10 protein-coding genes are annotated in these 11,072 nt (G+C 68.5%); all 10 read right to left on the minus strand.

Going from position 1 to position 11,072, the window contains the following annotated elements; genetic code table 11:
* Nucleotides 1-30: 30 nt before the first annotated feature.
* Entirely contained in the window at nt 31-1,431 is a 1,401-nt protein-coding gene (locus AC1DKD_RS01580) for a formimidoylglutamate deiminase (protein ID WP_441635358.1), read from the minus strand.
* Nucleotides 1,428-2,702 (minus strand): imidazolonepropionase, encoded by a 1,275-nt coding sequence (hutI, locus tag AC1DKD_RS01585; RefSeq protein WP_477142857.1) that lies wholly within the window; start codon nt 2,700-2,702, stop codon nt 1,428-1,430. Before hutI ends, AC1DKD_RS01580 begins: the two co-directional genes overlap by 4 nt.
* The gene (locus tag AC1DKD_RS01590) at nt 2,702-3,325 is read right to left on the minus strand and encodes a HutD/Ves family protein (RefSeq protein WP_441635362.1); all 624 of its coding nucleotides are present in this window, start codon (nt 3,323-3,325) and stop codon (nt 2,702-2,704) included. The genes hutI and AC1DKD_RS01590 overlap by 1 nt, the downstream gene beginning before the upstream one ends.
* Entirely contained in the window at nt 3,322-5,043 is a 1,722-nt protein-coding gene (gene hutU / locus AC1DKD_RS01595; protein WP_477102531.1) for a urocanate hydratase, read from the minus strand. The genes AC1DKD_RS01590 and hutU overlap by 4 nt, the downstream gene beginning before the upstream one ends.
* Nucleotides 5,044-5,105: 62 nt before the next feature.
* Entirely contained in the window at nt 5,106-6,686 is a 1,581-nt protein-coding gene (hutH, locus tag AC1DKD_RS01600) for a histidine ammonia-lyase (RefSeq protein WP_477142858.1), read from the minus strand.
* 75 nt (nt 6,687-6,761) lie between these two features.
* On the minus strand, nt 6,762-7,526 hold the full coding sequence (hutC, locus tag AC1DKD_RS01605) for a histidine utilization repressor (protein WP_045237655.1): 765 nt from the start codon (nt 7,524-7,526) through the stop codon (nt 6,762-6,764).
* 15 nt (nt 7,527-7,541) lie between these two features.
* Nucleotides 7,542-8,321, minus strand: coding sequence for an ABC transporter ATP-binding protein (locus AC1DKD_RS01610; RefSeq protein ID WP_045237654.1), 780 nt, complete (start codon nt 8,319-8,321; stop codon nt 7,542-7,544).
* Nucleotides 8,318-9,190 (minus strand): ABC transporter permease, encoded by an 873-nt coding sequence (locus tag AC1DKD_RS01615; RefSeq protein ID WP_035867335.1) that lies wholly within the window; start codon nt 9,188-9,190, stop codon nt 8,318-8,320. Before AC1DKD_RS01615 ends, AC1DKD_RS01610 begins: the two co-directional genes overlap by 4 nt.
* Nucleotides 9,191-9,203: 13 nt before the next feature.
* A complete protein-coding gene (locus AC1DKD_RS01620) occupies nt 9,204-10,172 on the minus strand; it encodes an ABC transporter substrate-binding protein (protein WP_441635369.1) in 969 nt (322 codons plus the stop codon).
* 470 nt (nt 10,173-10,642) lie between these two features.
* Nucleotides 10,643-11,072, minus strand: a 430-nt coding sequence (locus tag AC1DKD_RS01625; RefSeq protein WP_477142859.1) for a Rossmann-fold NAD(P)-binding domain-containing protein, incomplete at its 5' end; no start/stop codon positions are given.

An 11,072-nucleotide genomic window follows, 5' to 3' on the forward strand; every position in this document is an offset into this window, starting at 1 on the left:
TCAAGCATCAGGCCGCGTCCAACGCCGGGGTCAGTCGGTCAGCAGGCTTGCGCGCGCCGCGGCGAAGCCCTTGCCGGCCTGGGCCTGCAAGGCGTGCGCGCCATGCAGCACGCGCGTCCGGCCCGCCGTGCGGACTTCCGCTAGTGTCTCATGTCCGTGGTTGGTGAACACATGCACCGCCAGCGCCTGGCTGCCGGACAAGCCGGCCAGCGCCGGATGCGCGCCGTCGAGCACCACGAAATCCGCCTGCTGTCCGGGCGCCAGCGCGCCGACGGGCCGGCCCGAGGCGCGCGCACCGCCGGCGGCGGCGTCAAGGTAGAGACGATCGGCCACCTGCTTGTGCGCGTCCGACGCCAGCACATTGCGTTTTTGCAGCGCGAGGCGCTGGCCGTACTCGAACAGCCGCAGTTCCTCCGCCACGCTCACGCTGGCATGGCTGTCCGAGCCGATGCCCCAGACGCCGCCCTGCCCCAGGTAGGGCGCGGCATCGAAGACGCCGTCGCCAAGGTTGGCCTCGGTGGTGGGACAAATGCCTGCCACCGCGCCGCTGTGCGCAAGGCGCCGCCGTTCGTCCCAGTCCAGGTGAGTGGCGTGCACCAGGCACCAGCGCGCATCCACCTCGGCATGGTCGAGCAGCCACGCCACCGGGCGCGTGCCCGTGAGCGTGATGCACTCGTCCACTTCGCGCTGCTGCTCGGCGATATGGATATGCACGGGCGCCTGCGCATCCAGCGCGTGCAGGCCTGCCACGGCATTGGCAAGGCTTTGCGGCGGCACCGCCCGCAGCGAATGCGGTGCCAGCCCTAGCCGCGCCTGGCCGTGGCATTGCGGGGCCAGGCGTCCGAGCAAGGCGAGCATGGCGTCGGTTTCGTGCAGGAAACGGCGCTGCTCGGCGAGCGCGGGCTTGTCGCCGAAGCCGGCGGTCTGGTACAGCACCGGCAGCAGCGTGATGCCGATGCCGGCGTTTTGCGCGGCGCGCAGCAGGCGCAGCGACATCTCGGCGGGATCGGCGTAGGGCTTGCCGTCCGGATCGTGATGCACGTAGTGGAATTCGCACACGCTGGTGTAGCCGGCGCGCAGCATCTCGATATAGAGCTGCGTGGCGATGGCTTCGAGCGTATCGGGCGAGAGCCGCAGCGCGAAGCGGTACATCAGCTTGCGCCAGCTCCAGAAGGAGTCGCTCTCCTGGCCGTCGGCCAGCGTCTCGCTGCGGTATTCGGTCAGGCCGGCAAAGCCGCGCTGGAAGGCGTGCGAATGCAGGTTGGGCATGCCCGGCAGCAAGGGGCCCGCGGCGCGCGGCACATCCGCCGCCGGCACCGCGCCGGCCTGCACCGTGGTGAAGGCGCCGGCATCGTCCCAGGCCAGCAGGACATCGCTGGCCCAGCCCGTGGGCAGCAAGGCCTGCGCGGCAAACAGGCTGCCGGCGCTCATGGCCGGGCTCCTTGCGCCGGCGCGACAGCGGGATAGATCTTGCCCTGCCGCACCACGGCGGCAGCCGGGTTGCGGCCGAACCAGTAAGCCAGCTCCGCCGGCGAGTCGACTTGCCACAGGACGAAATCGGCCGCGCGTCCGGCAGCCAGCAAGCCGTGGCGGTCCGCCGCGCCCAGCGCGCGCGCGGCGTGCGTGGTGACGCCCTCCAGGACTTCGGGCACGGTCAGCCTGAACAGGGTGCACGCCATATTCATCATCAGCAGCAGCGAAGTGACGGGCGAGGTACCGGGATTGTGATCGGTGGAAATGGCCATCGGCACGCCATGCCGGCGCAGCAGTCCGATCGGCGGCAGCGTGGTGTCACGCAGGAAATAATAGGCGCCCGGCAGCAGGACCGCCACCGTGCCGGACTCGGCCATCGCCATCACGCCGGCTTCGTCGAGATGCTCCAGGTGATCGGCCRACAGCGCATGGTGGCGCGCTGCCAGCGCACTGCCCCCCAGGTTGCTGAGCTGCTCGGCGTGCAGCTTGACGCGCAGGCCAAGGCGCTCGGCCGCCTGGAAGACGCGCTCGGTCTGCGCCAGGCTGAAGCCGACGGATTCGCAGAAGGCATCGACGGCATCGACCAGGCCTTCCTCGGCCAGCGCCGGCATCATGGTGTCGCACACCAGCGCGATGTAGTCGTCGGCGCGGCCCGCGTACTCCGGCGGCAACGCGTGCGCGCCGAGGAACGTGGTGTGCACCGTTACGCCGAAGGCTTCGCCGAGGCGGCGCGCCACGCGCAACTGCTTGCGCTCGCTGGCGAGGTCAAGGCCATAGCCGGACTTGATCTCCAGCGTGGTCACGCCCTCGGCCAGCAGCGGCGCGAGGCGCGCGGCGGCTAGCGCGAACAGGGTATCCTCGTCGGCGGCGCGCGTGGCGCGCACGGTGGACACGATGCCGCCGCCGGCGCGGGCGATTTCTTCGTAGCCGGCGCCAGCCAGGCGCATGGCGAACTCATCGGCGCGCTGGCCGCCGTACACCAGGTGGGTGTGGCAGTCGACCAGGCCCGGCGTGATCCACGCATTACCCGCATCGAAGCGCGGCAGCGCGGCGTAGTCCCGCGGCAGTTCGGCCAGCGGGCCCAGCCAGGCAATGCGGCCCTGTTGCACGACCAGTGCCGCGTCGCGGATCGCCCTGGCGGGATCGCCGTCGGGCAGCAGGTGGCAGCGATGCCAGACGCCGTCGGCGGACGAGGAGGAAGCGGCGGCCTGCGCCGGGGTCAGGTTCATTACGGGTTCTCCATTTCCAGGGTGACGCACAGGCAGAGCGCCGGCTCGGACATCGCCTGCAGGCGATACGGCGCCGCCACGCCTTCGGCGAACAACATGCCGTCGTCGCTGGCCAGCACGGCCTGCCCGCCTTGGCCGGCGATGCCGTGGCGCCATGCACCCTCAATGACAAACAGCAGCACAACATGCGCGCCGGGGGGAATCGTGAATTCGCGGCGCGCCGCTACGATGCTCGCGCGGCAGGCGCCGCGCCGCGTCATCACATTGAAGTCGCGCGTGGCGCCATCCAGCAGTGTCGCCTGCACGCCGCGCTCGCCGGCAAAGGCGAACGGCTCGCCCACGGTATCCAGGCGATGGTCGAAACTGCCATCGTCCGCCAGCAAGCGAACGCCCGCGCCATCGAGCAGCGCGATCTGGCGGTCGATGCCGGGGAAGGCGGAAAACGGGCCATCGGCGGCGATATCGGCCACGCTCACGCGCCACTGAAAGGCGTCCATGCCGGCGCCCGGCGGCCACGCCGCGATCTCGCGCGTGACGCCGCCGCCGTTTTTCCAGGGCTGCGCAGGCAGGGCGCCGAGCGAGAAATACTCCAGGCCGCGCGGGCCTTCCATTGCGCCGCTCATGCCCCTGTCGCCTTTGGCACCATCGGCAGGTTCAGGCCCTTCTCGTGCGCGCATTCGATAGCGCTTTCGTAGCCGGCATCGGCATGGCGCATCACGCCGGTGGCGGGGTCGTTCCAGAGCACGCGCTCGATACGTTTCGCCGCGGCGTCGGTGCCATCGCAGACGATCACTACGCCGGAATGCTGCGAGAAGCCCATGCCCACGCCGCCGCCATGATGCAGGCTGACCCAGGTGGCGCCGCCCGCCGTGTTGAGCAGCGCGTTGAGCAGCGGCCAGTCGGACACCGCATCGGAGCCGTCGCGCATGGCTTCGGTCTCGCGGTTGGGGCTGGCGACCGAGCCGCAATCCAGGTGGTCGCGGCCGATCACCACGGGCGCCTTCAGCTCGCCGTTCTTCACCATCTCGTTGAAGGCCAGGCCGGCGCGGTGGCGCTCGTCCAGCCCCACCCAGCAGATGCGCGCGGGCAGGCCCTGGAAGGCGATGCGGTCGCGCGCCATGTCGAGCCAGCGGTGCAGGTGATGGTCTTCGGGGAACAGCTCCTTCATCTTGGCATCGGTCTTGTAGATGTCCTCGGGGTCGCCCGACAGCGCGACCCAGCGGAACGGGCCCTTGCCGCGGCAGAACAGCGGGCGGATATACGCGGGCACAAACCCCGGGAAATCGAAGGCATTGGCCACGCCTTCGTCAAAGGCGACCTGACGGATGTTGTTTCCGTAGTCCAGCGTGGGCACGCCCATCTGCTGGAAGGCCAGCATGGCCTGCACGTGCCCGACGATGGAGGTCCTGGCCGCTGCCTCGACGGACTTCGGATCGGCCGTGCGCGCGGCTTCCCACTGCGCCACGGTCCAGCCCGCCGGCAGGTAGCCGTTGACCAGGTCGTGCGCCGAGGTCTGGTCGGTGACGATGTCCGGGCGCATGCCACCGGCCTGCGCGCGCTTCACCAGTTCCGGCATGATCTCGGCGGCGTTGCCGAGCAGCCCGACCGAGATGGCCTGCTTGTTGCGCGTGGCCTCTTCGATCATGGCCAGAGCTTCGTCGATGGTGGTCGCCTTCTTGTCGACGTAGCGCGTGCGCAGGCGGAAGTCGATGCGTGACTCCTGGCATTCGATCGCCAGCACGCAAGCGCCGGCCAGCACGCCGGCCAGCGTCTGCGCGCCKCCCATGCCGCCCAGGCCGGCGGTGAGGATCCATTTGCCGGAGAGATCGTTGTTGTAGTGCTGGCGGCCGGCYTCGACRAAGGTCTCGAAGGTGCCCTGCACGATGCCTTGCGTGCCGATATAGATCCACGAGCCGGCGGTCATCTGGCCGTACATCATCAGGCCGGCGCGATCCAGCTCGTTGAACTTGTCCCAGGTGGCCCAGTGCGGCACCAGGTTGGAGTTGGCGATCAGCACGCGCGGCGCGTCCGCGTGGGTGCGGAACACGCCCACCGGCTTGCCCGACTGGACCAGCAGCGATTCCTCTTCACCCAGGTTGCGCAGGCTGTCGAGGATGGCGTCGAAGCATTCCCAGTTGCGCGCCGCCTTGCCGATGCCGCCGTACACCACGAGGTCCTGCGGGCGCTCGGCCACGTCGGGATCGAGGTTGTTCTGGATCATGCGGTAGGCGGCTTCGATCAGCCAGTTCTTGCAGTGCAGCTCGGTGCCGCGCGGCGCGCGGATTTCGCGCCGGCCGCGCAGGGGTGCCGCTTTGGTGAATTGGTGTTCGTTGGCGTTCATGTGGGGTTCTCCTGCGTGTTCAGTTCAGCGGTTCGGCCTGCGTATGGGACGTTGCGCGCGCATCAAGCCACGCCGGCCTGCGACGGCAGCACCTGGCGTACCGACTCGGGCCAGCCAGCACCCGCATCGCCTTGCTTCACCCACTGCTTCATCGCCTCGATATCCGGCGCGAAGTAGCGGTCGCCTTCCACGAAGGCCACGCGCTCGCGAATGCGCGCGATCTCGATCTCGATCAGCGGCGAGGACTCCAGCGGACGATGGAACTCGATGCCCTGCGCGGCGGCCATGGCTTCGATGCCGACCACCACGGCGGTGTTCTCCGCCATATCGCCCAGGCGGCGCGCGCCATAGGTGGCCATCGACACATGGTCCTCCTGGTTGGCCGACGTAGGCAAGCTATCCACGCTGGCGGGGTGTGCCAGCGACTTGTTCTCGGAGGCCAGCGCGGCSGCSGTSACCTGCGCGATCATGAARCCGGARTKSAGRCCGCCRTCGCGCACCAGGAACGGCGGYAGGCCGGACAGSCCGGWATCGAGCAGCAGCGCGAGGCGGCGCTCGGAGATCGCGCCGATCTCGGCGATGGCAAGCGCGATGATGTCAGCGGCGAATGCCACCGGCTCGGCGTGGAAGTTGCCGCCCGAGATCACGTCGCCTTGCTCCGGGAACACCAGCGGATTGTCCGACGCGGCATTGGCCTCGATCTGCAGCACGCGCGCGGCGTGTTGCAGGTTGTCCAGGCAGGCGCCCATCACCTGCGGCTGGCAGCGGATAGAGTACGGATCCTGCACGCGGCCGCAGGTCACATGCGAATCCACGATCTTGCTGCCGTCGAGCAGCGCGCGCACGGCGCCGGCCACGGCGATCTGCCCGGCCTGGCCGCGCGCGGCGTGGATGCGGGCGTCGAACGGCTTGACCGAGCCCTTGATGGCTTCCAGCGACAAGGCGCCCGCCACCAGTCCCGCGGCGAAGATGTCCTCGGCGGCGAACAGGCCGGCCAGCGCCAGCGCGGTGGAAACCTGGGTGCCGTTGAGCAGCGCCAGCCCTTCCTTGGGGCCGAGCGTAAACGGCGCCAGCCCGGCATGGGCCAGGCCTTCGGCAGCCGGGCGGCGCACGCCGTCGATCATCACATCGCCCACGCCGATCAGCGTGCACGACATATGCGCCAGCGGCGCGAGATCGCCCGACGCGCCCACCGAGCCCTTGGCGGGAATGCACGGCGTGACGCCGGAGTTGGCCAGCGCCAGCAGTGCCTCGATGATCTCGGGGCGGATGCCCGAATGGCCGCGCGCCAGGCTCACGGCCTTGATCGCCAGGATCAGGCGCACGGTGTCGGCGTCCAGGTCGGCGCCGGTGCCCACGCTGTGCGACAGCACCAGGTTGCGCTGCAGCTCGGCCAGCTTGTCGTGCGGGATGYGCGTCTGGGCCAGCTTGCCGAAACCGGTGTTGATGCCGTAGACCACGGCATCGGCGTCGATGATGTCCTGCACGGTAGCCTGGGACGCGCGCACGCCGGCCCAGGCGCATTCATCCATCGCCAGGCGCACTTCGCCGCGATGGATGCGGCGCAGGTCGGCCAGGGTGACGGAGCCGGGCTGCAAGGTCAGCAGCGGGCGGGAGGCTTGGGTGGCTTGGGTGGCGCTCATTTGTATGTCCCTGTCTATACAGCTGGGGTCGTGAGTTGGCTGGGTATCTGGAAAATTAACGGCGGACGGCTGGGCTCAGCCGAAGGCCGGGTTGCCATCGGCGCGGAATCGGCTGCCGAGGCGGTAACGGTTGCCGGGGTGCAGGCAACGTACAAAGGTAACGGGCGTGCCGCCGGTCCAGGTGCGGCGGGTCAGCAGCAGGCACGGCTGGCTGCCGGGCATTTCCAGTTGCGCGGCCTGCTCGGGCGTGGCGGCAATCGCGTCGACCACGTGCTCGATCTGGTCGTAAGGCACATGGCGCAGCAGGTATTCGCCGGGCTTCACCGCGACGAAATCCTGGTTGATAAAGTCCGGCGCCACGCGCGGGTTGACGTAGCGGTCTTCCAGTTGCACCGGCACGCCGTCCTCGCGGTGCACGCACACCGAGTGGAACACCGACTCGCCGGTGCGCAGGTCCAGCGCGGCGGCCACTTCGATGGAGGCCGCCACGCGTTCCACCACCATGACGTCGCAGGCGTAGTCGTGGCCACGCATGCGGATCTCGTCCTGCAGGTTGACCACGCTGAGCAGCGTCGACTGCGGCTTGTGCTCGGCCACGAACGTGCCCACGCCGGCCACCCGGACCACCCTGCCCTGCTCGGCCAGCTCGCGCAGCGCGCGGTTCACCGTCATGCGCGACACGCCGAAGCGGGTCACCAGTTCCTGCTCGGACGGCACGCGGTCGCCCGGCTGCCACGCGCGGCTCTGGATATTGCGCGCGATGTACTCCTTCACCTGCTGGTAAAGCGCGGCGGGAGTGGCATCGGGAACACCCCGGCGGTTGGCGGTGGCAGCTTTCATGGCTTGGCTTGCAACTCAGTGCTCGGCGGAGGCCATGGCCTCTGCGCGGATTTCCTCGGTCAGTACCGCCTTGAGTTCCGAGAACTCCGGCGAGGTCTTGATCGTGTAATGGCGCGGATGCGGGAAGTCCACATCGATGGTGCGCTTGATGCGGCCAGGCCGCGCCGAGAACACCGCCACGCGGTTGGCCATGAAGATGGCCTCGTCGATATCGTGCGTGACGAACAGCACCGTCTTGCGGGAGGCTTCCCAGATGCCCAGCAGCAGTTCCTGCATCAGCACGCGGGTCTGGTTGTCGAGCGCGCCGAAGGGCTCGTCCAGCAGCAGGATCTTGGGGTCGTTGGCCAGTGCCCGGGCAATGGCCGTGCGCTGCTGCATGCCCCCCGAGAGCTGCTTGGGGAAATGGTGCTCGAAGCCGCGCAGGCCCACGCGCTGGATAAAGAAATCGCTGCGCTCGCGCTGCTCCGCCTCGCTCATGCCGCGCTCGCGCAGGCCAAAGCGTACGTTCTGCTCGATGGTCAGCCACGGGAACAGCGTGTACGACTGGAACACCATGCCGCGCTCCGCGCCGGGGCCGGTGACTTCCTGGCCGTCCAGCAGCACGCGCCCGGTGGTGGGCGTATCCAGCCCGGCGACGATGCGCAGCAGCGTGGACTTGCCGCAGCCCGAGGGACCGAGGATGGTGACGAAGTCGTTGTCCGCCACCTCGAAATCGGTAGGCTGCAAGGCCAGGGTCTGGCCGCCGCGCGGATTGACGAAGGTACGCGAGACCTGCTGGATGGACAGCGCGCTCATTTGATTGAACTCCACGGGAACAGGCGCTGGTTGGCCAGCTTGAAAGCCAGGTCGGAGACCAGGCCGATACAGCCGATCACGATGATGCCGAAGATGATCTGCCCGGTGTTGAGCAGCGCCTGGCTGTCGGTGATCATGTGGCCGATGCCGGAAGACGAGCCGATCAGCTCGGCCACGATCACATAGGTCCAGGCCCAGCCCAGCACCAGGCGCAGGATCTCGGCGATCTCCGGCGCGGCGCCGGGAATCAGCACGCGCCGCACGATGCCGCTGCTGTTGGCGCCCAGCGTGTAGGCCGCCTCCACCAGGTCGCGCCGCGCGCCGCCCACCGTCACCGCCACCATCAGCACGATCTGGAAGAACGAGCCGATAAAGATCACCAGCACCTTCTGCGCCTCGCCGATGCCGGCCCACAGGATCAGCAGCGGGATGAAGGCCGAGGCCGGCAGGTAGCGGCAGAACGAGACGAAGGGCTCGAAGAACGCCTCCGCCGCCTTGTACGCGCCCATGAAGATGCCCAGCGGCACAGCCAGCGCGGCGGCCAGCACGAAGCCGCCCAGCACGCGCCACACGGTCATGCCGATGTCGCCGATGAAGTTGTACTCGGTGAACAGCAGCACGCCTTCGCGCGCCATGGTCATCGGATCGGCCAGGAAGGTGCGCGGCACCATGCCGCCGAGGGTCACCGCCGCCCACACGCCGAAGAACAGCACGAAGAACCCCAGCCCCAGCACCCAGCGCGCCTGCTGCGAGACGGGTGTCAGCGGCGCGAGCCACGGATGGCGGCGCGCGGCCGCCGGATTCGCCGCGGCGGGAGCGGGCTTTGTAGCGGGATTCGCCGCGGGCGAACCAATGTGAACCTGCGTCATGGCACCAACCTCGTTACTTGATGAAGCGCGCGTCGTACAGGGCCGTAACGTCCGGCACCTGGCGGATCACGCCGATTTCCAGCAGCACCTGCGCCGCTTCCTTGCTGAAGCTGGCCAGCTCGCCGCCGAAGAACTTGCGGTTGGCTTCGCGATCCTGCCAGCGCAGGTAGGCGGACGACTTGGCGAACTGCTCGCCGCTTTGCTTGACCGCCGCGCCCATGATGTCGTTGGCCTTGGCCGGGTCCTGCTTGATCATGTCGAGCGCTTCGAAGTAGCTGTCCACCAGCGCTTGCGCGGCCTTGGGATTGTCCTTGAGCCACTTGGGCGCGCAGCCCAGGGTGTCCATCACCATCGGGTAGTCGAGCGTGGTGGCGAGGATCTTGCCCTTGTCCGGGTTCTGGCGCACGGACGACAGGTACGGCTCATACGTCATCGCGGCATCGTTCTGGCCGGAGATAAAGGCCTGCGCGGCCGCCTGCGGCGACAGCGTGGTGGTCTTGACGTCCTTCAGGGTCATGCCGTTCTTCTTGAGCATCCAGGCCAGGCCGAAGTACGGCGCGGTGCCCGGCGCATCCACGCCGACGGTCTTGCCCTTGAGGTCCGCGAAGCCCTTGACGTCGCCGCGCACGGCCAGGCCGTCGGCACCGTAGGACTTGTCCAGCTGCACGATCTGGGTGATGGGCACGCCGTTGGCGTTCCAGGCCACGTGGGTCTCGACCGTGGTGGCCGCGCACTGGATCGCGCCGGAGGCGAGCGCCAGGTGACGGTCCTTCTGCGGAATCATCTTGATGTCGACGTCGACACCGTGTTTCTTGAAGATGCCGGCCTTGTCGGCCAGCGTCAGCGGCGCGAAACCGGTCCACCCGCTCATGCCCAGCGTGACCTGGGTGGCTTGCGCCTGGGCGGCGCCGGCGGCACTCAGCGTGGCGACTGCTGCAACGGCGGCGGCTAGCGACTTACCGCTACGGATACGAAATCCCATCTTCCTGGCTCCTTTGGTGTGATGCGAACGGGACCGCGCCGGCATTGGCGGCGGCCGGATCGCCCGGCTCGGGCGGCGCCGTACTTGCGGCGCCGGTCATTTGCCAGGCAATTTAGCAACCCTGTATATACAAGTCAATGCAGTAGTTAACCCGAGGCCGCAGGCGGAATTGGCGTTGCCGGCACTTGATGCGCGGCAGGCCGCGAATCGGCCACACACCTAGGGAAAACACTACTCCGCGTCATGCGCCGGGCGCACCCTCGCAGGGCGCGAGTGCCTGGATAAGGCACACCGGGCGCACCAAAGCGGTGTCTTTCCGTCAACGGGACATCACTTGCTGTCTATACAGGATCGAGCGGCAACATCTATGCAAACGACGTGCCACATAGACTTCGAAGGCACCGCCCGCGGAAGTGCCGGAGACATCCCACCGGGCGGAGAGACGCGCGGGGCCGCAGCCCCGGCTTCGTTCAGGCGTCGAAGAACGACGCCACGGTGGGATAACGCAGGCGCAGGCGCAGCTCGCGTTTGAGGCGGGCATTTTCCAGCCGCCGCGATTCGCTCATGAAGCTGAGCAAGGTGGGCTCGACCGCCTCGCGCAACTGCGCGCGGCTCAGGCGTGGCGGGCGCGGCAGGCCGCGGCGGTCGGCCACCAGGTCGAAATAGTCAGCCATGCGCATCTCGGAATCGTCGCTGGCGTGCACCACCCGCTGGGGCCGGCCGCGGAACAGCGCCGCCACCATGGTGCGAGCCAGGTCAAAGGCATGGATGTGGTTGGTATAGACATCGTCCTGCGGCGCCAGCGCCGGCGTGCCTTTGGTCAGGCGGGCCAGCGGCAACCTGTCCTCGGCATAGATGCCGGGGATGCGCACGATCGAGCTGCGCCAGCCGGCGTGGCGG

Source organism: Cupriavidus sp. 05T313 (assembly GCF_056396665.1).

Excerpts from the sequence above, each read along its gene's own strand:
- AC1DKD_RS01580 (WP_441635358.1), bottom strand. The coding sequence starts at position 1,431 with ATGAGCGCCGGCAGCCTGTTTGCCGCGCAGGCCTTGCTGCCCACGGGC.
- AC1DKD_RS01590 (WP_441635362.1), bottom strand. The coding sequence starts at position 3,325 with ATGAGCGGCGCAATGGAAGGCCCGCGCGGCCTGGAGTATTTCTCGCTC.
- hutC (WP_045237655.1), bottom strand. The coding sequence starts at position 7,526 with ATGAAAGCTGCCACCGCCAACCGCCGGGGTGTTCCCGATGCCACTCCC.
- AC1DKD_RS01610 (WP_045237654.1), bottom strand. The coding sequence starts at position 8,321 with ATGAGCGCGCTGTCCATCCAGCAGGTCTCGCGTACCTTCGTCAATCCG.
- AC1DKD_RS01615 (WP_035867335.1), bottom strand. The coding sequence starts at position 9,190 with ATGACGCAGGTTCACATTGGTTCGCCCGCGGCGAATCCCGCTACAAAG.
- AC1DKD_RS01620 (WP_441635369.1), bottom strand. The coding sequence starts at position 10,172 with ATGGGATTTCGTATCCGTAGCGGTAAGTCGCTAGCCGCCGCCGTTGCA.